Annotated in this window: 23 protein-coding genes and 4 pseudogenes; 17 read left to right on the top strand and 10 right to left on the bottom strand. The window is 61.4% G+C overall.

Annotated elements, in window-relative coordinates; translation table 11 throughout:
• Positions 1 to 5: 5 nt before the first annotated feature.
• The 3 genes and pseudogenes from OMP38_RS36305 to OMP38_RS28125 all read right to left on the bottom strand — a co-directional run bounded on the left by OMP38_RS36305 (position 6) and on the right by OMP38_RS28125 (position 3,319).
• Positions 6 to 905: a carbohydrate ABC transporter permease gene (locus tag OMP38_RS36305; RefSeq protein WP_420869761.1), complete on the bottom strand. Its 900-nt coding sequence runs from the start codon at positions 903 to 905 to the stop codon at positions 6 to 8.
• Between the two features lie 24 nt (positions 906 to 929).
• Positions 930 to 1,884, bottom strand: a pseudogene (locus tag OMP38_RS28120) (ABC transporter permease).
• A gap of 666 nt (positions 1,885 to 2,550) precedes the next feature.
• Positions 2,551 to 3,319 (bottom strand): annotated as a pseudogene (locus tag OMP38_RS28125) (MBL fold metallo-hydrolase).
• Between the two features lie 172 nt (positions 3,320 to 3,491).
• On the opposite strand from OMP38_RS28125, the gene OMP38_RS28130 reads away from it, so the two are divergent.
• Genes OMP38_RS28130 through OMP38_RS28140 form a run of 3 tightly spaced genes read left to right on the top strand, consistent with a single transcriptional unit; the run spans position 3,492 to position 4,898 of the window.
• The gene (locus OMP38_RS28130; RefSeq protein ID WP_277568032.1) at positions 3,492 to 3,923 is read left to right on the top strand and encodes an SRPBCC family protein; all 432 of its coding nucleotides are present in this window, start codon (positions 3,492 to 3,494) and stop codon (positions 3,921 to 3,923) included.
• Positions 3,920 to 4,462 carry an EVE domain-containing protein gene (locus OMP38_RS28135; RefSeq protein ID WP_277568033.1) on the top strand — a complete coding sequence of 181 codons (543 nt, stop codon included), beginning with the start codon at positions 3,920 to 3,922 and terminating at the stop codon, positions 4,460 to 4,462. Before OMP38_RS28130 ends, OMP38_RS28135 begins: the two co-directional genes overlap by 4 nt.
• A complete protein-coding gene (locus tag OMP38_RS28140; protein ID WP_277568034.1) occupies positions 4,446 to 4,898 on the top strand; it encodes a MarR family winged helix-turn-helix transcriptional regulator in 453 nt (150 codons plus the stop codon). Before OMP38_RS28135 ends, OMP38_RS28140 begins: the two co-directional genes overlap by 17 nt.
• A 25-nt stretch (positions 4,899 to 4,923) precedes the next feature.
• Here OMP38_RS28140 and OMP38_RS28145 read toward each other — a convergent pair whose 3' ends face one another.
• The 3 genes from OMP38_RS28145 to OMP38_RS28155 all read right to left on the bottom strand — a co-directional run bounded on the left by OMP38_RS28145 (position 4,924) and on the right by OMP38_RS28155 (position 8,760).
• Positions 4,924 to 6,540, bottom strand: a complete 1,617-nt coding sequence (locus OMP38_RS28145; protein WP_277568035.1) for a helix-turn-helix domain-containing protein — start codon at positions 6,538 to 6,540, stop codon at positions 4,924 to 4,926.
• On the bottom strand, positions 6,533 to 8,335 hold the full coding sequence (locus OMP38_RS28150; RefSeq protein ID WP_277568036.1) for a cache domain-containing sensor histidine kinase: 1,803 nt from the start codon (positions 8,333 to 8,335) through the stop codon (positions 6,533 to 6,535). Before OMP38_RS28150 ends, OMP38_RS28145 begins: the two co-directional genes overlap by 8 nt.
• Before the next feature lie 116 nt (positions 8,336 to 8,451).
• The gene (locus OMP38_RS28155) at positions 8,452 to 8,760 is read right to left on the bottom strand and encodes a hypothetical protein (RefSeq protein ID WP_277568037.1); all 309 of its coding nucleotides are present in this window, start codon (positions 8,758 to 8,760) and stop codon (positions 8,452 to 8,454) included.
• Between OMP38_RS28155 and OMP38_RS36310 the strand changes: the two are divergent.
• The 3 genes and pseudogenes from OMP38_RS36310 to OMP38_RS28165 form a co-directional block, all read left to right on the top strand.
• Positions 8,711 to 9,049: pseudogene (locus OMP38_RS36310) on the top strand (extracellular solute-binding protein); the annotation flags it as partial. The gene OMP38_RS28155 and the pseudogene OMP38_RS36310 overlap by 50 nt on opposite strands.
• A 19-nt stretch (positions 9,050 to 9,068) precedes the next feature.
• Positions 9,069 to 9,902 (top strand): ABC transporter substrate-binding protein, encoded by an 834-nt coding sequence (locus tag OMP38_RS28160; RefSeq protein WP_277568038.1) that lies wholly within the window; start codon positions 9,069 to 9,071, stop codon positions 9,900 to 9,902.
• Between the two features lie 66 nt (positions 9,903 to 9,968).
• Positions 9,969 to 10,850 (top strand): carbohydrate ABC transporter permease, encoded by an 882-nt coding sequence (locus tag OMP38_RS28165; protein WP_277568039.1) that lies wholly within the window; start codon positions 9,969 to 9,971, stop codon positions 10,848 to 10,850.
• Positions 10,851 to 11,010: 160 nt separating this feature from the next.
• Here the strand turns inward: OMP38_RS28165 and OMP38_RS28170 are convergent, their stop codons facing one another.
• Positions 11,011 to 11,220: a hypothetical protein gene (locus OMP38_RS28170; RefSeq protein ID WP_277568040.1), complete on the bottom strand. Its 210-nt coding sequence runs from the start codon at positions 11,218 to 11,220 to the stop codon at positions 11,011 to 11,013.
• A gap of 80 nt (positions 11,221 to 11,300) precedes the next feature.
• Here OMP38_RS28170 and OMP38_RS28175 point away from each other — a divergent pair, with 80 nt between their 5' ends.
• The 11 genes from OMP38_RS28175 (at position 11,301) to OMP38_RS28210 (ending at position 18,108) form a co-directional block, all read left to right on the top strand.
• Positions 11,301 to 11,666, top strand: a complete 366-nt coding sequence (locus OMP38_RS28175) for a carbohydrate ABC transporter permease (protein ID WP_277568041.1) — start codon at positions 11,301 to 11,303, stop codon at positions 11,664 to 11,666.
• A gap of 15 nt (positions 11,667 to 11,681) precedes the next feature.
• Positions 11,682 to 12,674 (top strand): hypothetical protein, encoded by a 993-nt coding sequence (locus OMP38_RS28180; protein WP_277568042.1) that lies wholly within the window; start codon positions 11,682 to 11,684, stop codon positions 12,672 to 12,674.
• On the top strand, positions 12,601 to 12,888 hold the full coding sequence (locus OMP38_RS36315) for an alpha-galactosidase (protein WP_420869762.1): 288 nt from the start codon (positions 12,601 to 12,603) through the stop codon (positions 12,886 to 12,888). The genes OMP38_RS28180 and OMP38_RS36315 overlap by 74 nt, the downstream gene beginning before the upstream one ends.
• The gene (locus OMP38_RS28185) at positions 12,812 to 13,150 is read left to right on the top strand and encodes a hypothetical protein (protein WP_277568043.1); all 339 of its coding nucleotides are present in this window, start codon (positions 12,812 to 12,814) and stop codon (positions 13,148 to 13,150) included. Before OMP38_RS36315 ends, OMP38_RS28185 begins: the two co-directional genes overlap by 77 nt.
• 165 nt (positions 13,151 to 13,315) lie before the next feature.
• Positions 13,316 to 13,744, top strand: a complete 429-nt coding sequence (locus tag OMP38_RS35215; RefSeq protein WP_420869776.1) for a family 43 glycosylhydrolase — start codon at positions 13,316 to 13,318, stop codon at positions 13,742 to 13,744.
• The gene (locus tag OMP38_RS35220) at positions 13,719 to 13,889 is read left to right on the top strand and encodes a hypothetical protein (protein WP_338130680.1); all 171 of its coding nucleotides are present in this window, start codon (positions 13,719 to 13,721) and stop codon (positions 13,887 to 13,889) included. The genes OMP38_RS35215 and OMP38_RS35220 overlap by 26 nt, the downstream gene beginning before the upstream one ends.
• A gap of 55 nt (positions 13,890 to 13,944) precedes the next feature.
• Positions 13,945 to 14,073, top strand: a complete 129-nt coding sequence (locus OMP38_RS35225) for a hypothetical protein (RefSeq protein WP_338130681.1) — start codon at positions 13,945 to 13,947, stop codon at positions 14,071 to 14,073.
• Positions 14,074 to 14,244: 171 nt separating this feature from the next.
• Complete coding sequence (locus tag OMP38_RS28195; RefSeq protein ID WP_277568044.1) at positions 14,245 to 16,011, top strand: glycosyl hydrolase family 28 protein; 1,767 nt, start codon at positions 14,245 to 14,247, stop codon at positions 16,009 to 16,011.
• Positions 15,953 to 16,675 carry a hypothetical protein gene (locus tag OMP38_RS28200; RefSeq protein WP_277568045.1) on the top strand — a complete coding sequence of 241 codons (723 nt, stop codon included), beginning with the start codon at positions 15,953 to 15,955 and terminating at the stop codon, positions 16,673 to 16,675. The genes OMP38_RS28195 and OMP38_RS28200 overlap by 59 nt, the downstream gene beginning before the upstream one ends.
• Positions 16,676 to 16,756: 81 nt before the next feature.
• Positions 16,757 to 17,812, top strand: coding sequence for a hemolysin family protein (locus OMP38_RS28205; RefSeq protein WP_277568046.1), 1,056 nt, complete (start codon positions 16,757 to 16,759; stop codon positions 17,810 to 17,812).
• The gene (locus tag OMP38_RS28210) at positions 17,695 to 18,108 is read left to right on the top strand and encodes a transporter associated domain-containing protein (protein WP_277568047.1); all 414 of its coding nucleotides are present in this window, start codon (positions 17,695 to 17,697) and stop codon (positions 18,106 to 18,108) included. The genes OMP38_RS28205 and OMP38_RS28210 overlap by 118 nt, the downstream gene beginning before the upstream one ends.
• Positions 18,109 to 19,026: 918 nt before the next feature.
• Here OMP38_RS28210 and OMP38_RS28215 read toward each other — a convergent pair.
• From OMP38_RS28215 to OMP38_RS28225, 3 genes and pseudogenes are all read right to left on the bottom strand, one after another.
• Positions 19,027 to 19,727: pseudogene (locus tag OMP38_RS28215) on the bottom strand (ECF transporter S component).
• Complete coding sequence (locus tag OMP38_RS28220) at positions 19,700 to 21,490, bottom strand: ABC transporter ATP-binding protein (RefSeq protein WP_277568048.1); 1,791 nt, start codon at positions 21,488 to 21,490, stop codon at positions 19,700 to 19,702. Before OMP38_RS28220 ends, OMP38_RS28215 begins: the two are co-directional and overlap by 28 nt.
• On the bottom strand, positions 21,463 to 22,095 hold the full coding sequence (locus tag OMP38_RS28225; protein ID WP_277568049.1) for an energy-coupling factor transporter transmembrane component T: 633 nt from the start codon (positions 22,093 to 22,095) through the stop codon (positions 21,463 to 21,465). The genes OMP38_RS28220 and OMP38_RS28225 overlap by 28 nt, the downstream gene beginning before the upstream one ends.
• Positions 22,096 to 22,275: the final 180 nt, after the last annotated feature.

Genomic DNA, 22,275 nt, shown 5'->3' on the forward strand with positions numbered 1-22,275 from the left:
AGAGATCAACCTCCAGCTTTCGTAAAATTCATCCCTTCACCGAGCCGAGCATGACGCCCTTGGCGAAGTGCTTTTGCAGAAACGGATAGACGAGCAAAATCGGCGCCATCGCCAGCATGATCGAGGCCATGCGGATCGTCTCCTGCGGGACCGAGCGTTCGTCGCCTCCCGCGCCGGCCATCCCCGCGTTGTCCGAGTCGATGACGAGCGTCTTGACCAGCACCTGCAGCGTCCACTTTTTTGGCGTCGGAGAGATAGATGAGGGCGTTGAAGTACGTATTCCAGTGAGAAACGGCGAAAAACAGCGTGAATGCCGCAACCGCCGGCATAGACAGCGGCAGAACGACGCGCAGGAATACGCCGATGTCCGAGCAGCCGTCGATGCGCGCGGCGTCCTCCAGCTCCGAGGGCAGCGACTCCAGGAAGCTCTTGATGATGATGAGGCTCCAGGCGTTGGTCAAGACCGGCCAGATGAGCGACCAGTACGAGTTGAGCAGCCCGAGGTTTTGCACGAGCAGGTAGTTCGGCACGATGCCCGCGCTGAAGACGAGCGTGAAGATGACGAAGCCCATCATCGGACCCCGACCGGGCACATCCTTCTTGGTGAGCACGTAGGCGAGGGAAAAGGTGACGATCAGATTCAGTACCGTGCCGACGGCGGTGATGAAGACGGTGCTTTTCAGCGCATTGAGGAAGCTGTCCGTCGACAAAATGTAGGAATAGGCGGCCAGCGACCATTTTTCCGGAAATAAGTAGAAACGAAGCGGCACGTACACCTCAGGGTCCGTAAACGAAACGCTGAACACGTACAGGAACGGGAATACGCAGACGAGGGATATAACGGCGAGCAGCGCGTAGTTGATCCAATCGAACGCCGTCATTTTTTTGCGCGAAACGAAGCTCATGGCTGTATGCCTCCTCCCGGCGGGTCAGTAGATGCCTTCCTGGCCGGATTTTTTTGACGATATAGTTGGATGCCATCACCAGGACGAAGCCGACGACGCCCTTGAACATGCCGACCGTCACGCCCGTGCTGATCTGTCCGCGCAGGATGCCCTGCGTATACGCGTACGTGTCGAACACTTCCGCCACCTGCATGACCAGCGGATTCATCATGAGCAGCATCTGCTCGAAGCCGACGTCGGCCATCTGGCCGAGACGCAGGATGAGCAGGATGAGGATCGTCGGGCGAATGGCGGGCAGCGTGATGTGCCAAATTTGGCGAAAGCGGCTTGCGCCGTCTACAACAGCGGCTTCGTACCGCTGCGGATCGACGCCCGCCATGGCGGCGAGGAAGATGATCGTGCCCCAGCCGGCTTCCTTCCACATCGTCTGCGCCGTGATGAGGCCCCAGAAATACTTCGATTCGGACAGGAAGCTGATCGGCTCGTGTCCGGATTCGCCGATCAGCTTGTTGACGATGCCGACGTCGGTGGACAGGACGAAGAAGGTCATGCTCGCTACCACGACCCAGGACAGGAAATGCGGCAGGTAGACGATGGATTGGTTGAAGCGCTTGAAGGCGCCGTGACGCACCTCGTTCAGCATGAGGGCGAGCAGGATGGGCAGCGGGAACATAAACACGAGCCCGAAGACGTTGATGGCGAACGTGTTGCGCAGCATGATGTAGAAGTTGCGGTCGGCGAACAGGTCGGCAAAATGCTTGAATCCTACCCACTCGCTGCCGGCGAAGCCCGAGTACGGGTTGTAGTCCTTGAACGCGAGCAGCAGGCCCCACAGCGGGGTGAGCTTGAACAAAATAAAAAACAGCACGCCCGGCAGCGCGAGCAGATACATCGCCCGATGTTTGACGATCCGCGCGCCGAGCCGGGACCAATAGCCTTTTTCCTTTCGGACCGGTAATGCGGCCAGCGCCTTTTCCATGATCCGAAGCACCTCGTTTCCGTCCGATGGCGGACCTAATCTGGATCTGCCTCCATTGTAGGCGCGCGGCGATCAGCGGAATACGGACATAAATTGAAAAGGACCGGCTGTGGCAGCCGGTCCTTCGTCGATGCAATTGATGTCCGCGCGGCGCAGCGGGCGGCTGGACGGAAGAAGCCTGACATGGCGCGGGTTGAGCCGCGGAGTGGCGGCATTGGGGCGAGCGGCGGGAAATAAATGTCCGGTTGCGCGAAAGGCGGGCTATGCGAAATTTGAGGCTCGCACCTATCATTGCCGCCACATCCTGCATGCCTAAGAACAGCGCGAAATTGCGCTATTCCGCGATGCGCCGTGGTCCGCGCAATACCGCTTTCTCTCGCTCGCCCAGCAATAGCGCAAAATTGCGCTATTCCGCGATTTGCCGTGTTCAGCGCTCCGTGTACCGCCTCTTGCGTACCTGAAAATAGCGCAATTTTCAGCTAAATTGTGATGTGGCGCGTTCGGCATCCCGCCCTCCCGCGCACACATGGCTAAGAATAGCGCAAACGTGCGCTATTCTGCGATGCACCGCGGTCCGCGCCACACCCGCTACCTCTCGCTCGCCCAGCAATAGCGCAAAAGTGCGCTATTCTGCGATACACCGTGATCCGCGCCGCGCTCACCCATTCAGCGATGCGGCACCGCCCGCTCCTCGAACGACCGCGCCAGCTCCGCCAGTCCCTCCGTCAGCGCCTCGCCGGCCATCGGCCTGCCATGGCCGGTGATCGCGGCAGCCGGCTTCAAGGCTTCGAGCTTGCGGACGGATTCGGCGGCATGGCGCCAATCGAAGGTGAAATACGGCGGGGGGACCGTGAATTTCCTCCTCCTGCGTGAGCACCGCGAACGCGGACGTTTGCTTCACGGTGATAAAAGCGTCGCCCGCCACCACCGTTCGGTCTCGCTCGCGGAAAAGCGAGATATGCCCTTCGGTATGGCCGGGCGTATGGATCCAGCGCCATTCCGGCAAGGTCGGCACCGTGCCGTCTTCCGGCAGCGGGCGAACGACGCCGGAGATGTCGATCCCTTTGTGCGGGTACAGCGGGGAGATGCGTGCCATGAGTCCGCCCCCGGCTTCCGGATCCGCTTCGGGATAGTCGGCTTGACCCGTCAGGTACGGCAGTTCCATCGCATGCGCGTACACGGGCACGCGCCAACGCGCCAGCAGCGGGCGCAGCGAACCGACATGGTCGAAGTGGCCGTGCGTCAGCACGATCGCGCCGGGAGGCGCATCTCCGAATCGATCGGCGGCCGCTTGGGCGATGTCATCGGCGCAACCGGCGATGCCGGCGTCGATCAGCGTCCATTCGCGGCCGCCCGGCTCGCCGATCATCACGACGTTCGCGATCAGCGTTCGCACGCCGTGCACGTCGGAGGGAAGTCTTTCTTCATTGCGCATTGGTTACCGTCCCCTCGGCAGTCTTCGTGAAGAGTAGGCTGTACAACCGAAGTGGATTTATGCGCATAGCGGGGCCGGGTTGTCCGCCGACGGAGCGATTCGACAGGCTATTGACATATAATACGTGTAAATATAATATATATACATATAATTAAACGCGGAGGTTTTACAGATGTGGACATTCGAACACAGCATCGTTACGCAAGCGAAGAAGGAAACGATTTGGGCTTTGTACAGCGACATGCGCACGTGGACGGCATGGGACGCGGGAATCGAAGGCGCCGAGCTGCACGGGCCGTTCGAGGTCGGCACTACCGGTTGGCTTCAGCCGGAGGGGCAGGAGCGGTTGGCGTTCGAACTGGTGGAGGTGATGCCGATGCAGAGGTTTTCGGATTTGACGCGGCTGCCGGAGGCGGGAATCGAGATCCGCTTCGCGCATACGTTGGAGACCGTGAATGAAGGAACGCGAATCACCCATCGCGTGACGATCGACGGACCGAACGCCGATGAGCTCGGACCCGCGATCGGAGCGGGCATGGCGGAGGGGATTCCGCAGACGGTCGCGTCGCTCGCGGCTCTCGCGCTTCGAATGGAGCACCCATGAGGGCCGCGCCTGAGCAGCTCGCGCTTTTTTCCGCAGGCGCGTCCGACGATGACGATCCCGTTATTGCCCGTTCCGAACGATCGCAGTCGCCAAGCCCGGGGCAGCGCTACTGGATCGGGGTCGTATCCGCCTCGCACGTGAAGCGCGGCGTACAGGGCGGTTTCGCCCAAGTATGCCATGGCAAGGCGGCGCCGCTGCGTCGAATGAAGGCGGGAGATTGGCTGATCTATTACTCGCCGCGCACCGAGATGGACGGCGGAGCGCCCTTGCGATCGTTTACCGCGATCGGCCGCGTGGCTGACGACGTTACGTACTCCTTTGCGATGAGCGAGACCTTTGTACCGTTTCGAAGGAACATCCGCTATACTGAATGCAAATCAACCGAGATCGGCGGGCTGCTGGAGCGTCTTAGCTTCACGCGGGGCAATCGCCATTGGGGTTATCTCTTCCGGACGGGGCACTTCGAGATCGGGCGAGAGGACTTCCTGACGATCGCGGGCGCCATGGAGGCCAAGGACATCGATGAGCACGGCGTTTGAAGACGCGGAAGACAGCCCGGGATTTTTGTTGTGGCAGACGACGAACATGTGGCAGCGGGAGATGCGAAAGGCGCTTGAGCCATTCGGGCTTACGCATCCGCAGTTCGTGCTGCTGTTCTCCTGTCACTTTATGAACGGGCAAGCGGAGTGGGCGGGCAGGCTGACCCAGGTGCAGCTCGCGCAAAACGTCCGCATGGACGTTAACGTGACGTCGCAGGTGCTGCGCAAGCTCGAGCAGCAGGGGTTCGTACGCCGGGGACCCCATCCTACGGACACGCGCGCGCACGCGATCGCGGCGACGCCGGCAGGCAGCGAGCTGGCGAACCGCGCCGTTCAGGCGGTCGAAGCCGCCGACCGCGCTTTTTTCTCCGTTTTGGGGACGGAGACGAGGGAGCTGCTAGGGATGCTGACCAAGCTGGCGGGGCGGCGGGGCTAAGCTGTCGCTTGACGCTCCAATTTAATCAAGTCGACCTGCGGCCGCGGGCGAATTCAGAGGGCGTCATGCCGGTCTTCTTCTTGAATGTCTTGAAAAAATAGCTGGCGCTGTTGAAGCCGCACAAGGCGGCGATGTCCTTCATGTCCTCGCGGCCGTCCTCCAAGTACGCCTTGGCCCGCTCGAGGCGGGCGTCGGACAAGTATTCGGCGAAGCCGATTTTGACCTCGTTTTTAAACAGGGTGCTTAAATAAGCGCCGCTGATGCCGATCCGTTCCGCCACTTCGGTGAGCGAGATGCTGTCCGCGAGATGGCTTCGGATATAACGGATCGCCTCCGTAGTATACGCCGAGTAGTCTCCTCTTTCGTCGGCCTGCAGCAACTCGAAGTACCGTTCGAACAGCGAACGGAACCACGCCTTGACCTCCTCCAGCGTCTCGAAGGCGGCAAGACGCTCGTGCGGCGGAACCGCGTCCGCATAGAGCGCCCCCAGCTCCAGGCCATGCTCGCGGATGGCGCGGTGCAGCAGGCTGAGCAGGTCGTTGAACAGCAGCTGGGAGCCGGCCATGCTGAGCGCCGCCGTCTTGATTCGCGCGAACAGGTCCTCCAGAATCGCGAGAAGGCCGGCGGCGTCCCGCGTTTTCAGACAGGCGAGCATATCCTTCTCCGTCCCGATCTCCAGACCGGCGAGCGCTTCGTTGTCTTGTACGATGGATGCGCGCCGCAGCACGACGTTTTTCCCCAGATGAAAGCGGTCCTGCATTTGCTTCTCCGCCTGCTTATAGCTGTGCGGGATCTGCGCGGGCGTCGTGCAGGTCGGCCCGATGCTGAAGCTGGCGGACAGATTCAGGAAGGTGCGCAGACAGCTCGCGATGCGGGATACCGCTTCGCCGACGGCGAGGGCCAATGCGGTCTCGCTTCGTACGTTGGGAAACGAGAACAGGATGACGAACCGGTCGCCGCCGACATGGCCGACCGCGCCGTTGCCAAGCTCGCCCGCGATCTCTTCGACGATGTTCAGGATAGAGAAGCGCTCCAGCTCGGCAGCCTTGAGCGTCGAGCGGGACTGCCGGGAGCGGTAATCGTCGATCGACAAGATGACGGGAATGAGCTGCCTGGTATCCAGCTTCAAGTCTAGCGTTCGGATATGATGGCGGATCTCCTCCGGGCTGTTGTGGAACCCGGCGATCAATTCGGTAATGAAGCGTGTGCGCAGCGCCAGCCGCTGGTTCGCGTCCGTACGCTCGCCGCCCGTGCGCTGCGGCCGGGCATCGAGCAGCGCCTTCACCCGTGCGAGCGCCGCGGCCAGCGACGCCGCGTTCAGCCGGTGCTTGAGCAGATAGTCGACGGCGCCGTTCTGCAGCGTGCCCTTCACGTAGTCGAAGTCGTCGTAGTTGCTGAGCACGATCATTTTGGCGCCCGGATAGCGGCGGGCGAGCTCGGCCGACAGCTGCAGGCCGTCCATGACCGGCATGCGCAGATCGGAGACGACCAGCTCCGGCCGCTCCCGTTCGACCAACGCCAGCGCTTCGGCGCCGTTCGCCGCTTCGCCGCATAGCGCGAAGCCTTGCGCCCGCCATTCCGGCATCAGCTTCAGATTCGTCCGCACGAGCAATTCATCGTCGACCAGCAGCGCTTTATACATAACGTTTCGCCTCCTCCTCGCTCAAAATCGGAAAGGACATCTCCACCGTCGTGAACCGCTGCGCCTCGCTCCAGACGCTTAAGCCGTACGGCTCCCCGAACAAGGTGCGAATCCGGGACCGGACGTTGGCGAGACCGATATGATCGGGGCTCCCGATCGAGGCTTCGGGCGCTTCGAGCGCTTCGAGCTGCGCGGGGCTCATGCCGACGCCGTTGTCCTGCACGCGGATCTTGAGCTGCGCCTCGCTCGTGAACAGCTTGATCTGGATCGCGCCCTGCGTCTTCAGCGGCGCGATGCCATGCAGCAGCGCGTTCTCCGCGATCGGCTGCAGCAGCATCTTCGGAATCATCAGCTTGCCGACGCCCTCCTCCAGACTGAAATGAACCGCGAATTTATCGCTGTACCGGAACTTCTGAATGCTAAAGTAGCTGCGCAGGCTATCCATCTCCTCGTCCACGCTGACGAACGGACGCCCGTCCATCTGCGCGTACATCAGGCCGGACAGCGACTCGGCGACCAGCTTGATGTTGTCGGCGCCCTGCAGGATCGACAAAAATTTGATCGTATTGAGCGTATTGTGCAGGAAATGCGGATTGATCTGCGCCTGCAGCGCCCGGATCTCCGCCCGGCTGCGCTCGCGCTCGGTCGAGCGGACTTCGGCGACGAGGTTGCTCATGCGGCGGGTCATGGAATTGAACTGATGGTACAGCTGGCCGATTTCGTCCTGCGACTTGGTCTCGATCGCGACGTCGAGATTGTTTTTGGCGACCTCCTTCAGCGCCCGGCCCAGCCGCAGCAGATTGCGGGTGAGGAGCGAGGACATGGACAGGATGAGCAGGACGGCGACGGCGGAAAACAGCAGCGAGACGTTCAGCATCTTGTCGCGCGTAGAGGAGGAGTCCGCGAGCAGACTGGCCTTGGGAATCAGCACCATCGTCGTCCACTTGGTGAACGCGGAGGTGCGATACACCGCGAACGTATTTCCCGTCGACAGGCGGGCGTAGAAGCTGCCCCCGTCGGCATGCGGGCGCGAGACGAGTTGTTCAAGATCGGAGGGAGCCAGGCCGAGCTCGGGCTGATCGAGCACGGGCTGTCCCGTTTGCGTATTAAAGATGAGCATATGGCCGGAATTGCGGATATTGGTGGCGAACAGGTCCTCGACGATCTCGTAGTCGACGTCCGCGGCGACGAAGCCGATCGCCCGCCCGCCGCTGCGGATCGGCCGCGCGATCGTGATGACCTTGCCCTTCTGCGGGTCCGCGCTGCTGCCGAGGCGCGGATTCAGATGGGGAGGCAGCAGCAGCGCCTCGTTCTCCATGCCTGTCAGTTCGCCGAACGAAGGCTGCGAACGAAGCGCGTCGAGCGGGGTCGTCACGCCATACTCGATGGTGTGCCCCGCCAGATCGGAGAGGGTGACGCCGGCCAGGTAATGCTTGAACATCGATACGTTGACCAGATAGTCCTGAATTTCCCGCTCGGTATGGATCAGCTCCACCTTGTCCATCGTGTCGTACCGCTCGATATACTTGCGCACGAGATCGTTCATGTATTCGCCGGTGTCGACGGAGAGCAGCGCGACGATCTTGTCGATGTCGCGCAGCGACGTCTCCAGATTGTCGCTCGAAACGTTGATCATGGCCGCCGCGGCCTGTCCCGCCTGCCGCTCGGCATCGGCCGTCGAGTTGGCGTACCACATGTATACGGTTACGGACATAAACGTGACGAACAAGAGGAGGATCGCGGCGGACAGCTTGAACTTGATGCTGTTCAGTCGGGTGCGAAGCGGCCGGTGCATCGGTGTCATCTCCCAATCGCGTCGCTTCTCTCGCGAGGTTGTGATGCGGATATTTAATAAAAATAAAGCGTTTTAAAAAAAAATACAATCCTTCCGTCTCCGAATCTTCGTTATATTCAAAGTGCCAAAACAAACAACCGACAAGGGGCGAAACAAAAATGCAACAACGGCGGCTGCACAAAAAAAGCACTGTTCCTGTCCGCGCTCTCGGCGACGATGGCGTTCTCGCTGGCGGCGTGCGGGGCGAACGAAAAAAACGAAGGCGCATCCCCGGCAAACTCGACGGCGCCGGCATCCTCGGCGGCCTCGCCAACGGCGCAGGCATCGGATTCGACCGGCAGCAAGCCGCAGGAGGTCAAGACGCTGTCGCTGCTCATGTTCAGCGACTGGTACACGCCGGGCTGGCAAGCGCTGGAGAAGTACATCGCCGATCATGCCTCCGAGCTCGGCTTCAAGCTGGACATTCAGAAGATCGCGGGCGGCAGCCAGGGCGAGCAGCTGCTGAAGACGAAGATCGCCACCAACGATCTCCCGGACCTGCTGCAAAACTACGGGCCGAAATGGATGGATCAGAACGCGGACGCGCTCGACAAGCTCGTCGATCTGACGGGACTCGCCAGCTACGCGGATTACGACGAGAGCGCGATGGACGGCGTGTACAAGTACAAAGGCAAGTATTATTCCGTGCCGATCGACGCGACGACCTTGATGGGCGTGTTCTACAACAAAAAAGGTGTTCGCCGACCTGAACCTGACGGTTCCGAAAACATGGGACGAGCTTCTGGCGGTGTCCGAGAAGATCAAGGAAGCGGGCAAGACGCCGTTCTATTACTCCGGCAAGGATACGTGGACGCTGCAGACGATTCCGCACTTCGGCTTCTCGCAGGATATCGTGCAGAGCGGCAAGTCGTTCCCGGACTTCTGGCAGGACATGAACACGAACAAGAAGCATTACGCGGAGCTGACGAACTTCATCGATACGATCAAGAAGTCCAAGGACCTGATCGACAAAGGCTACGTCAACAAATCGTACCTGTCCGATACGTACGATTCCGCGCAGCAGGCAATCGCGGACGGCACGGCGGCCATGCACGTCAACGGCACCTGGTTCATCGGGGAGATTATCAAGAAGTTCCCGGACAAGGTGAACGACATCGGCGCGTTCCCGTTCCCGCTCACCGGCGACAACTACGTCAACATCTCGCCGCCGGGCTCCTTGTCGGTGACGACCTCCGCGAAGGACGTCGAGCTGGCCAAGCGCGCGGTCGACTTCATCGCCTCCGCGCAAGCGCAGCAAATTTTCGCCGAAGCGCAGCCGGGCATCTACCTGAACAAAAAGGTGGAAGTGGCGCTGTCCCCGGCGATCGCCGACCTGAACGCGGCGCTCAAGGACGGCAAGGGCATTCTGCACTGGCAGGGCAACGGAGAGCTGTATCCGTACGGTTCGTTCGACAAGTTCATGCAGGATTATTACGCCGGAGGCAAGACTGCGGAGCAGGTGGCGCAGGCGCTCGATCAGGAAACGGCCAAAAACGCGAAGGCCAAAGACGATCCGAACTGGAAATAAAGCCGGTCGCCCCTCTCTCCATTCCCCGGGAGGGGCGATTCCTTACACAAATAGGAGCGGAGCAAGATGAAACCAACCAAAAACAAGCCTTACACGTATACGCTCATCCTGCCGGGCATGCTGCTGTACGCCGTATTTTTCCTCGTGCCGTCGCTCTTCGGGGGCGTGCTCTCGTTTGCGAACATCGGCCGCTTCTCGTTCTCGGACATCCGCTTCACAGGCTGGACCAACTATATCAACGTGCTCACCGACGACTATCTGAGCGCGGCCATCCGCAATTCGTTCGTCTTCGCCTTCGCCACGACGCTGCTCAAGGTCGGCATCGGCACGGCGCTCGCCGTCTTCCTCAACCGCAAGCTGCGCACGACCAACTATTTGCGCACGGTGGCCTTCCTGCCCGCGGTGCTGAGCACGGTGGCGGTCGGCGTTTTCTTTACCTCGGCGATGCATCCGACGAACGGAATGATCAACCGCTTCTTGCACGCCGTCGGCCTCGGCGCGATCGCGCCGGACTGGCTGACCGATCCGCATCTGGCCATCTATTCGCTCGTCGGCATCGAGACGTGGAAGTGGTCGGGCTTCACGATGGCGATCGTGCTGGCGGGATTGCAGTCGATCTCCAAGGACTACTACGAAAGCGCCAATCTAGAGGGCGCCTCGGAATGGCAGCAATTCCGATCGATTACGTTCCCGCTTGTGCTCCCCTACTTCAACAACGCGCTGATCGTCAACCTGATCGGCGGGCTGAAAGTGTTCGACCTCGTGCAGGCCGTGACGCAGGGCGGTCCCGGCTCGGCGACGGAGGTGTTCGGCACGCTGGTGTTCAAGTCGTTCGGCAGCGGCCGGCTAGGCGAAGGCGCGGCCGCGAGCATCCTGCTGTCGCTGATCGTCATCGCGATCACGCTGCCCACATGGAAGCTGATCGCGCGCAAGGAGGTGGAGCTATGAGCAGCAAGCGGCCGCAGTGGGCCGCGGAGGCGATCGGGCTGCTCCTCAGCCTGCTCGTCATCGTCCCGCTTTATTTTATCGTCGTCAATTCGTTCAAGGACAAAGCCGGCGCGGCGGCCATGAGCCTCGCGCTGCCGAGCAAGTGGTTCCTCGTCTCCAACTATGCCGAGATGATCGACGCCGGCGGCGTGCTGACCGGGCTGAGAAACAGCGCGCTCGTCACGTTCGCCACCGTGGCGCTGCTCATCGTGCTCTGCTCGATGACCGCCTTTACGCTGCAGCGCAAAAACACGCGGATGTCCGGCTTGCTGTATCTGCTCGTTTTGCTCGGCCTGATGATCCCGCTGCAGATCATTCCCGCGTATTTCATCACGTATTACCTGCATGTCAAGACATACCTGGCGGCCACCGTCATGCTGGCGGTAACGAATTTCTCGTTCGGCACCTTTTTTGTACACCGGCTTTTACAAGAGCATCCCGCGCGAGATCGACGAATCGGCCATCGTGGACGGGGTCGGGCCGTACCGCCTGTTCTTCGGGATTATTTTCCCGCTTCTGCGGCCGGTGACCGTCACGCTGATCATCATTTCAATTATGGGCGTCTGGAACGACTTCGGCATTACGATCTACTTCCTGAACAGCCCCCGCAACTATACGGTGACGCTGACCATCTTCAACTTCCTGGGCACGTACAGCTCGGACTGGAACCTGATCTTCGCCAACGTCGTGCTGGTTTCGGCGCCCGTCGTTATCGTCTATTTGCTGCTGCAGCGCTACATCATCGACGGCATGACCGCAGGTTCCGTCAAAGGATAAAGGGGAGAAGACGAAGTGTTCGAACAAAAAGGGGCAGGCTACCGGATCAGGCTCGGCGGCGCCGACATCGCGGTCGAAGGCGAAGTCATGACGCTCGCGCTGGGCGGAAAGTCGTACGCGGTCTGCTTGAGGCCGGTACTGGACGGCTTCAAGCTGCCGATCTCGGGATGGACGGAAGAAGGAAGTGCGCTGCTCGGGGAACTGCGGGACTGCGGCTATCGCGTCAAGCTGACGGCGGGCGCGTCCTGGCTTGAATATACGATCGACGGATCCAGCTCGCTGCACGGAGAGATCCGCTATTTTGCCGGCACGGAGCTGGTCGATTCCGTCGTTCGCGGCTTTCTGCCCGACCATTACAACCGAGTGTTCCAATCGGGCGAATCGGCCGAATTCGTATTCAGCGCAACGGCCAAGGAATCGCAGTTCGACCGCGGGCTGGAGCGGATCTGGATGACATGTCCGGCGCCGAAGACGCTGGCGTTTCGAGATAAATGGGCAGAGGCCGGCCCGTGGTGGGGCATGATTGTGCCTGACCCGCTTCCCGTCCGCGAGACGGTGGCGACGTTCCGGCAGGGCCGCTTCGATATCGCGTTCACCCATTTTTACGGTGCCGCGTACGAGGGTCGGTTTCCCCGGGTGCAGTTCCATTTCGGACTCGAAACAGAAGACTCGGTGCTAGACCGCTACGTGGCGTATTACAGGGACAGCGGATATATGCGGGAAGGGGGCGAATGGTTCGATTGGTGGAGCCGGCCGATCTTCTGCACCTGGGGGGCAGCAGGAGTATCTGGAGCAAAGCTGCGACTTCGAGCGCAATCCGCTGACGGCGGACACGCTAATGGATTGGGTCGTAAGCCTGGAGGACAAGACGGGCGGCCATCCGTTTACGCTGATCGTCGATTCGCACTGGTTCGATCATTATGGGGAATACGGCGTGCATCCGCAGCGGTTCGGCGACACCGCTTCCTTCCGAAGGCTGATCGAATCGGTCAAGGCGCGCGGCCATAAAGTCGTGCTCTGGTACACGCCGCTATGGGTATCGAAGACGTCCCGCATCGTGCGCGAGCATCCGGAGTGGCTGGTGAAAACCCTGGAGGGGGGAGCCGGCTCGCGTCACGAACACCGAAATCTACGACTACGTCTACTTGCTGGACTGTTCGCGCGAAGACGTGCGGGCGCATATCCGCAGCACCGTACGTTACCTGCTGTCCGACGAGGCTGACGCCCTGAATGCCGACGGCTTCAAGATCGACATGAACTACTACGGTCCGGTCGGCGGCAAGCATGCGATCGACAATTACGAATGGGGCATCGGCGAAAAGCTCTGGTACGAGCTCGTCCGGCTCATTGGCACGGAGGCGGCTGCGGTCAAGGCGGATGCGTTTCGTCTGGGAGGAGGATCGCGAAGCCGGAACCGTGCGGTTCAGGATCGAGGATTGCGGCAAGGGCATCGAAGCGTTCGTATTGGAATTCGCGCAGGTTGACGGATAAGGAGGAAATGGCCGGTATGCTGCACAGAAGCGACATTCAAATTCGCGATCCGTTCGTCGTGACGGTGCCGGAAGAGGGCTTGTACTATTTGTACGGCACGACCGACCGCAACGCCTGGTCGGGACCGGGCACCGGCTTCGACGTCTACCGCAGCCGCGATCTGGAAGCGTGGGAGGGACCGTTCCCGGCGTTCCGGCCGGAGGCCGGGTTCTGGGGGGACCGAAAATTTCTGGGCGCCCGAGGTTCATCGCTGGCGGGGCATGTACTATATGTTCGCCAGCTTCAAGGCGCCCGGACGGCGGCGCGCGACGCAGATCCTGGCCGCGGACGGGCCGCTCGGCCCGTTCAGGCCCTTGTCGGACCGGCCGGCGACGCCGCCGGACTGGGAATGCCTGGACGGTACCTTGTACGTGGACCGGCAGGGCGAACCATGGATCGTATTCTGCCGCGAGTGGCTGCAGGTGACGGACGGCGAGATGTACGCCCTTCGGTTGAGCGCTGACCTGGCCGAGACGGCAGGGGGAGCCGATCAAACTGTTCGCCGCAACGGAGGCGCCGTGGGTGCGAAGCACGGTGTACGAAGCTGAGGGTCAGCCGGACGTTCGCGGCTACGTGACGGACGGGCCGTTCCTGTTCCGACCGGCAGAAGGGGAGCTGTGGATGCTCTGGTCGAGCCACGGTGACGAAGGTTACGCGATGGGCGTCGCCAAGTCTGCGTCGGGGGGAGATTGAAGGGCCGTGGACGCAGGAGGAGCTGCCTTTCTTCCGCCGGGACGGCGGGCACGGGATGCTGTTCGCGGACCTGGAGGGGCGGCTGACGCTCGCGCTGCATTGCCCGAACCGGACGCCGGACGAGCGCCCCGTATTTTTCCGCGTGAAGACGGAGGCTGGTACGCTTGCGCTGTCGGAGGACTGAGGCGCCTCCGGTAGGAAGTGCAGGTTCATGAGAGAGAGGGGCGGGGCGGCGTTCGCTCCGCCAACCTGCTTCGCCTGAGGGGGAGGGACAGCGCGACGGGCCATTTTTTCAAGTGAAAATGAAAGCGTTTTATATTAAGAGTTCAAACTTCATTTCGGGAGGTAAATCGGTATGAGAAAGATCGGTTTTCGTTTCGTTCGTCTTCTGATCGCGGCGGCTTTATTCGTCGCACCCCTGGCCTTCGGCGTACCGGCGACGCACGCCGCCGGTACGGTCACCGCCTACGCGGCGCCCACCGGCGCGCCCCGCTCCTCCGACTTCACGGTCACGGCCGGCGGCAGCGCCATCGATCTGTACGGAGACAATAACGGCTGGGGCAACAAGGTATCGTACGGTTACTTCGACATGACCGGCTCCATCACCGTGTCGGTGACGGTCAACTTCTCTTTTTCCTCCTATAAACTGGCGCCTGCCTCCCTCGGCCTGGCCTCTACCCGAAGCGGGAACACGATACAGTTCACATTGAGCGGGCCGACCAACGTATCGCTTATTTTGGACGGGAACTATCAGGGCCGCACGCTCCACCTGTTCGCCAGCGCGCCTGATACCAGCGTACCGAGTCCGTCCGATCCGAACGTCATCTACATCGGACCCGGCTATTACGACTACTCTTCCACGCCGACGACGACGATCACGGTCGGTTCGGGCAAGACGCTGTATATCGCCGGCGGCGCGTTCCTGAACGGGCATATCGAAGTGCGCGGCGCCTCGAATGTCGCGATCCGGGGCCGGGGCATCGTCAGCATGAACTATACGTCGACTTACCTCAATCAGCCGATCAGCATCTTGTCGAGCACGAACGTGCAGATAAGCGGTATCATCGTGGATCGGCGGATCGGTGCTTGGTCGAGCCTGATAGACAACAGCAGCCAGGTTAGCGTCACCGATTATAAAGTCGTCAGCCCGACTTATGCGAGCACGGACGGGCTGAATCTCGTCAATTCCCACGACGTGACGATCGACCGCTCTTTCTTTCGGACTGCCGACGACTGCATCGCGATCAAAGGCGTCGTCACGCCAGGCTACAACGCAAGCGACAATCCGGCGAGCGGGGCGCCCAACTACAACATCACCATCCAGAACAGTCAATTCTGGAGCGATGCCAACGACGTATGGTCGCTCGGCGCGGAGACGCAAGCGGCCTATTACGAGAACATTAAGTATTTGAACAACGACGTGCTGTACAGCTATGACGACCGCGACAATCACGGGGTCATCCAGGACCGGGCCGTTATGGATATCACCGCCTTGAACGGCACGCAGTTCCGCAACATTCTGTACCAGGATATCCGAGTCGAGCAGAGCGTCCGGCTCGTCAATCTCTCGTTTGCGGACAGCTTCTGGTTCGGCTCGCTGCCGGGCAACCAGTCCTTCCCGGGGCTCATCAGCGGCGTGACGTTCAGGAACATTACCGCCGTCGGCACCGGTTCGAAGGAGATTAGGCTGTGGGGCTGGGATCTGGGCAAGCCGGTCAGCGACATCCTGTTCGAGGACGTATCGATCGACGGACAATATTTGACCGATCTGGGCGACAAGCCGTTTAACGTGAATAATTACGTGAAAAACGTCGTCGTCAGGCAGTCGACCGCGCCGGTCGACACATATGTCGGCGGACTGGACTTCTCCTCCGCGCAGGGGGGCGAACCAGTGGTATTACAAAGAGTGGAACGGAAGCGGCTATGCCAATATGACATGGAACGCGGCGGACCGCAAGTGGAAGGGAACGGGGGCGTACATCGGCATGTGGGGGCCGAACTTCGTCCATCCGGAGAGCAACGACGCGGTCAAAGCGTGGCTGGCTCCGAGTACGGGCACGGTCATGATCAAGGGTACGGCGGCCAAGTGGGATACGGGCGGCGGCGACGGCGTGCGGATTAAGATCATGAAGAACAGCACCCCGCTTTGGCCGTCCAGCGGCTGGCAGACGATCGGGGCGACCGATCGGCTCGGCGTGCAGTTCGGCGTCATCGCGAACGTCGCCGCCGGCGATTACGTCTATATCGTCGTCAACAAGAACGGCACCGACAGCCACGATACGACCGTACTGGATGCGATGATCACCTACAAGCCGGTTTTTAACGCATCAACCGACTTCCTGACGTATCAGGGCGGCTGGAACTGGAACTATCTGCAGGGCAATGCCGCTCCCTATACGAGCATGGCCTGGAACGCGACGGACAAGACGTGGCGCGGCACGAACGCTTGGAATATCATTCACGACGGCGGTCTAATGCACCCGGACGCCGACGACACGGTACGGGCCTGGACGGCTCCGGTAACCGGTACGGTGCGCGTTACGGGCAACGCGCGGAAGCAGGATACGAACGGCGGGGACGGCGTGCGGATCAAGATCTTAAAGAACGCTGCCCAGCTATGGCCGGCGAGCGGCTGGCAGGCGATCGCTTACAACGACGCGACCGGCGTCAGCCATTCTCTGACTGTGAACGTGACGGCGGGCGATGTGCTCTACTTCGTCCTGGACAAGAACGGGAACAACAGCTTCGACACGACGTACTGGAGTCCGAACATTATATATACGTAACCTTTCTTTCGATTCGCCGCGTTCCGGGTACAATATACCATTGGAAACGACGGAGCGAGCACGGAAGGGAGAGACGCGCGGATGATCAATACGATAATCGTGCTGGCGCTCATCGCATGCACGGCTTTCTTCGTGGCTGCGGAGTACGCGGTCATTCGGGCGAGGATGAGCCGAATCGAGCAGCTAGTCGCCGAAGGCAACAAGAAGGCGTCGGCGGTCAAGCAGATCGTGGCGAGGCTGGACGAGTATCTATCGGCTTGCCAGCTGGGCAATACGCTGACCAACCTGGCGCTCGGCTGGCTGGGCGAATCGACGGTAGAACACCTGCTGAGTCCCGTCTTCGGACTTTTTTCGCTGCCGGAGTCGGTGGAGACGGTCGTATCGTTCGTGATCGCATTCCTCATCCTCACCTTTCTCGAGGTCGTGGTCGGAGAGCTGCTGCCTAAAATCGTGGCGATCCAAAAGGCCGAATCGCTCGCGCTTGCGCTGGCGAGGCCTTTGATGATGTTTTTCAAACTCACCTATCCGTTCAGCTGGCTGCTGAACCGTTCGGCGCGGCTGCTCACCGGGCTGTTCGGGATGAAGCCGCTCTCCGAGCAGGACAACACCCGCACCGAAGCCGAGCTGCGCCTGATCCTGTCCGAAGGCTACAAGAGCGGCATCATCAACTCCTCGGAGTTCCGGTACGTGACGAACATCTTCGAGCTGGACGACATGGTGGCCAAAGGCATCATGATCCCGCGGCGGGACGTGGCGTTCATCGACGAGAGCGAGACGGTGCAGGAGGTCGTGGCCCGTACTTCGCTGGATGCCTACGATCTGTACCCGGTCACGGCGGGCGGCGACAAGGACACGATCGTGGGACTGATCGATTACAAGGAGCTGCTCACGGCGTACATTCGCCATCCGGGGGGAGCCGGACATGCCGGTCAAGCCTTATATCGAGCCTGTGCTGCAGCTGCTGGATACCGTGTCGGTGCAGGAGATCTTGTTGTTGATGCAAAAAAAGGGACATCCATATGGCGGTGCTGCTCGACGAGTACGGCGGGACTTCGGGCATCGTCACGATTCGCGACATTATCGCGCGCATCGTCGGCGAGCGGAGGCAGCAGCGCGACGAGGACGGCCGCCCGCTGATTCAGCAGCTTCCCGGCGGCCAGTACGAGCTGAGCGGCACGCTTATGATCGAGGAGACCAACCGTCTGCTGAAGACGGAGATCGAGGACGACGAAGGCGTGTACACGCTGGGCGGCTGGCTCATGTCCGAGCTGGAGGAGGCAGCGCCGGGCGCAGAAGTGTCCGCGGACGACTATACGTTCGTCGTCGCCGAGATGGAAAATCGCCAGATCAAGCGGGTCAACGTGCGGCGTGCGCCTGCGGCCGCGAGCGAATCGCAGGAGGCTTCCGCCTCCGCGGAGCATCCTTCTTCTTGAGGCAGCTTGAGTCGTCTTGCGAGCTCGATGCGTGCTTGTCGTTCTTAATGCATGCTTGTCGTTTCGGAACCGCACGGTCAACGTGCGGTTTTTCTCTATGGCGGAAATGATCCGACGAGGCGAAAAAAAACGGCTACAGGAGCAAGCGTGCTACTGCAAGCGGTAAAAGCAACGTTCCCAGGACGGTGGACGGCATCGGTTCGTGCTGCGAGCGATAAAAGCAACATTACAGTAACGGCGTCGCAACGGGGGCATTGTAAAATTAAAGCGCGATTTGCGTAAAAAAGAAACGAAAAAGCGAGTATTTTAACGGATATGTGCGTATAGGCCGGATTGTCGCCCGTTCCTGGGCGATGAGGCTCGTTTATCAATAATCAGAAAATTTGAATAATTGAATCCGCTGTCTTATAATGAGGGCAACCGAAACGAAAGGGGATAGTCCATTGGGCCAGGTAAGCGAAGCATATCCGCAGCGTACGGAAATGTGGCGAACGCAACCGCCCGGCAATTGACGTAACGTGGCGGTTCGGATATGCGGGAATCCAACGTGTACGAGCAAGGACGACTCTTCGGCAACCGAACAAGAAAGCAGAACAAGAAATCTGAACAAGAAAGCAGGTCAAGAAATTAAAATAATCCAAAGAACGGCGAAGCGAGAGGTGTCGCGGCAAACGAGCGCCAAGGGCGCCGGCAAGACCCTTTAACCGCACGAATGCGCGTACGACCTTTGGAGGTCACATTTAAAATGAAGTCTAAGAAGATTACGATCATGCGCAAGCGAATCTGGATGAATCTTCGGAAACTTAAGATGGGAGCGTCTTGAGACAATTGAATAGTAAACCAGAACAGTAGAACACCCGGTTATCAGCTGTTAACCGGGTGTTCTGTTTGTCATGTTCGCATATACGAGGCGGATCATCAGCGGCGGGCGCTTCGGTTTTCGAGGAGCCCGTATTTCTTGCGGATGCGATCGAGCAGCCGTACCCAGCTGAGGCCGAAGAAGCCGAGGAAGAGTACGTTCGCCACCGCATGCGCGAGGTCGAAGTAGAAGCTCTGGGCGTAAGTGATCAGAACGAGCCCCCATCCGAAGGCATCGGGAAGGCTGAGCAGCGACCATACGTTCATGATCCAGCCGAAAAGGAAGCCCCAGACGAGTCCGAAAGCGCACAGGCCGATCCGCGACTTCATGAAGCGCGTATGGCGCAGCCATCCCGCCGAGGCGCCGACCATGCCCCAGGCGAACATCTGCCAGGGCGTCCACGGGCCTTGGCCGAGAAGAGGTTCGAGGCGAGCGCGGCGACCGCGCCCACAATGAAGCCGGCTTCGCTGCCGAAGACGAGCGCCGCCACGATGACGACGAAGGACGTGGGCTTAAAGCTCGGCAGCGGTGCGAACGCGATCCGTCCCAGCGCCGCGACGGCCGCCAGCGCGGCCAGCATCGCGATCTCGCGCGGCTCGAGCCGGCGCCGTTCGAAGCGGACGAACAGCGGCGCCATCGCCAGCGTCATCGCGACGGCGGACAGGAGCAGGTAGTGGCCGTCCCAGATCGCGGAAGCGACGGCCAGACCGGCCGCGAGGATGGCTACGGCGATCAGGATCGCGCGGCTTCGGTTGTCCATCTGCGCATGACCTCCTCCGCCGTGACGGCGTCCGGATAGCGGTGCCGGACCGCCCGGTTGACGGCCGTCGTGTAGAAGTAGTTGCCGCCGAAGAAGAGCGGCGGCTCCGCTGCGGCGGCGATCTCCCCATCGTAGAGCAGCGCGCATCGGTCGGCGTGGCGGGCGGCGAACTCGGCGTCGTGCGTCACCATGACGATCGTCATGCCTTCCTCGCGGAGCTGCAGCAGCAGCGCCGCGAAGGCTTCCTTGGCATCGGGGTCGAGCCCTTTGGTCGGCTCGTCGATGCAGAGGATGTCCGGCCGCGGGAGCAGGGCGAGGGCGAGCGCCAGCTTTTGCTGCTGGCCGCCGCTGAGATCGTGCGGGTGCCGGTCTGAGAGCTCGCCGAGACCGAACGCGTCCGACCAATGGGCGATCTCGGTCTCGGCCGCGCCGCTTTTGTACCCGGCATTCACGGCTGCCCGCGCGAATTCTTCGCGCACCGTGTCGCTGCTGAAGTAGAGCATCGGATTTTGCGCGAGGTACCCGATCCTGCGTCCGGGGGCGATGGCGATCTTGCCGCGCTGCGGCTTGCGCAAGCCCGCCATGAGCTGCAGCAGCGTGGACTTGCCGGCGCCGTTGCCGCCAAGGACGGCGAGCAGCTCGCCCTCGCGCACTTGGAGGCTCAGCCTGCGCAGGACATCGGGCTGGTCGCGCTCGAAGCGGTAGGCGAGATCGCGGCAGGACAGCGCTTCGGCCGGACCGTCGGCGTCACGGCGGGCTGACAAGCAAATCAGGCTTCGCAGTTGCGCGACGCCGCTTGGGGCTGGCTGCCGGCGGGCCTCCGCGCCGCCGACGGTCGCCTGGCCGCGCATGCCGGCAGCCTCGGAGGCCTCGTCCGCCGATCCTTCCGAAGCCGGCGCGCGTACCTCGGCCAGGCGATCGAGCGCGGCGACCGCTTCGCGTACGGTGAGCGGCAGCGGCGCGTCTGAAGCGCTTGCGGCGCTCGTGCCCGCGCCGTCTAGCGCGGCCAACAGCCTGGCGACGGACGGCACGTACAGCCGCTCGCGCGCGTCTCCGCTCGCCCAGATCCGCCTGCAGACTTCGCCCGGCGTGCCGTCGTACCGGACGCGGCCGTCAGCCATGACGACGAGGCGATCCGCGAGCGGCAAAATGTCGTCCAGCCGGTGCTCGCTCGCGACGACCGTCACGCCGAACTCCTCGTTCAGACGGCGCAGCAGGTGAACGAACTCGCGGGCGGCGACGGGATCGAGCTGGGACGTCGGCTCGTCGAGCAGGAGCAGCCGCGGCTGGAGCAAGAGCACGGAAGCCAGGTTGACGAGCTGGGTCTGTCCGCCGGACAGCTCGTGCACGGAGCGCTGCAGGAGCGGCTCCAGCCCGAAGAAGCTGGACAGCTCGGCCAGCCGCTGGCGCATGACGACCTGCGGGTATCCCCGGTTTTCCATCGCGAACGCCAGCTCGTGCCAGACGGTGTCCATCACGATCTGGCTCTCGGGATGCTGGAAGACGAAGCCGATCTCCTCGGCCGCGCGTCCGTCCGGCAGCTCCGAGAGCGGACAGCCGTCGTAACGCACGCTGCCTGAGGCGTTCCCGACGGGAGCGAGCTCGCGCTTGAAGTGGCGGAGCAGCGTCGTTTTGCCGGAGCCGGAAGCGCCGCACAGCACGACGAACTCGCCTTTGCGTATGGACAAGTCCACTTCCGTAAGCGCAGGCTGCGCCGCGTCCGGATAGCGGAAGGTCAGGCGCTGCGCCGCGACGATCTCCATCGGTATCTCTCCCTCGTTTCGAATACGATCGGCATGCCTACGAAAATAGCGGTTATGGCAAAGTGAATCCATTCAAAGGTCCCGAGCCGGATCTTCTCCATGCGCGGGAACAGCGTAAGCAGCCCCCATCCTTCCCGCCAGCCCGCGAGCGAGAGCAGCAGCAGCAGGCCGAGCGTCGCGAGCGTCGCCCGGTCCCGCCGGTCCATCCGGTACGGATAATAGGCGGTCCGCTTCGCCGTGCCGTAGCCGCGCGCCTTCATCGAATCGCCGGTCCGCATCGCGTCCTCGAGCGACCAGGTCATAAGGATGCGCAGCAGCAGCGCGCCGTTCTTCAGTCTGCGGATCGGCCCGCCGGTCCGCATGTCGATGCCGCGCGAGCGCTGGATGAGCTCGATCTGCTGGAACCTGCGGGCGAACAGCGGGATAAACCGCAGCGTCATCCACGCGTGCAGGGCGGTCTGGGGCAGGACGGCGGAGAACAAATACATGAACTTGTCCGTCGTCATCACGACGCGATAGGAGACGAACATCAGCAATACGGCGAGGATGGTCATCATCATCATGGCGCCGTAGAGGACGGCTTCGAGCGTGATCGGCTGATCCATCAGATAAAAAAAGAATATGCCGCCCGCGGTGGGACAGCAGCGGATTGACGATCGCGAAGAGCCCGCCGACGAGCAAGTAGTAGGGGAGCGAGCGCGCCAGCGTCCGGCCCTGCCGCTGAAGGAGCAGCAGCGCCGTCAGCAGAGCGAGCGACGCCAATTGATAGACGGGATGCGCCAGCA

It is taken from the genome of Cohnella ginsengisoli (genome assembly GCF_029525555.1).
In the GTDB taxonomy this organism is placed as follows: Bacteria; Bacillota; Bacilli; order Paenibacillales; family Paenibacillaceae; genus Cohnella; species Cohnella ginsengisoli.

Coding starts and splice junctions, on each gene's coding strand:
- OMP38_RS36305 (WP_420869761.1), bottom strand. CDS start 905: ATGAGCTTCGTTTCGCGCAAAAAAATGACGGCGTTCGATTGGATCAAC.
- OMP38_RS28130 (WP_277568032.1), top strand. CDS start 3,492: ATGTGGACATTCGAACACAGCATCGTTACGCAAGCGAAGAAGGAAACG.
- OMP38_RS28135 (WP_277568033.1), top strand. CDS start 3,920: ATGAGGGCCGCGCCTGAGCAGCTCGCGCTTTTTTCCGCAGGCGCGTCC.
- OMP38_RS28140 (WP_277568034.1), top strand. CDS start 4,446: ATGAGCACGGCGTTTGAAGACGCGGAAGACAGCCCGGGATTTTTGTTG.
- OMP38_RS28145 (WP_277568035.1), bottom strand. CDS start 6,540: ATGTATAAAGCGCTGCTGGTCGACGATGAATTGCTCGTGCGGACGAAT.
- OMP38_RS28150 (WP_277568036.1), bottom strand. CDS start 8,335: ATGCACCGGCCGCTTCGCACCCGACTGAACAGCATCAAGTTCAAGCTG.
- OMP38_RS28155 (WP_277568037.1), bottom strand. CDS start 8,760: ATGTACTTCTCCAGCGCTTGCCAGCCCGGCGTGTACCAGTCGCTGAAC.
- OMP38_RS28165 (WP_277568039.1), top strand. CDS start 9,969: ATGAAACCAACCAAAAACAAGCCTTACACGTATACGCTCATCCTGCCG.
- OMP38_RS28170 (WP_277568040.1), bottom strand. CDS start 11,220: ATGAAATACGCGGGAATGATCTGCAGCGGGATCATCAGGCCGAGCAAA.
- OMP38_RS35225 (WP_338130681.1), top strand. CDS start 13,945: ATGCTGTTCGCGGACCTGGAGGGGCGGCTGACGCTCGCGCTGCATTGC.
- OMP38_RS28195 (WP_277568044.1), top strand. CDS start 14,245: ATGAGAAAGATCGGTTTTCGTTTCGTTCGTCTTCTGATCGCGGCGGCT.
- OMP38_RS28200 (WP_277568045.1), top strand. CDS start 15,953: ATGATCAAGGGTACGGCGGCCAAGTGGGATACGGGCGGCGGCGACGGC.
- OMP38_RS28205 (WP_277568046.1), top strand. CDS start 16,757: ATGATCAATACGATAATCGTGCTGGCGCTCATCGCATGCACGGCTTTC.
- OMP38_RS28210 (WP_277568047.1), top strand. CDS start 17,695: ATGGCGGTGCTGCTCGACGAGTACGGCGGGACTTCGGGCATCGTCACG.
- OMP38_RS28220 (WP_277568048.1), bottom strand. CDS start 21,490: ATGGAGATCGTCGCGGCGCAGCGCCTGACCTTCCGCTATCCGGACGCG.
- OMP38_RS28225 (WP_277568049.1), bottom strand. CDS start 22,095: ATGGATCAGCCGATCACGCTCGAAGCCGTCCTCTACGGCGCCATGATG.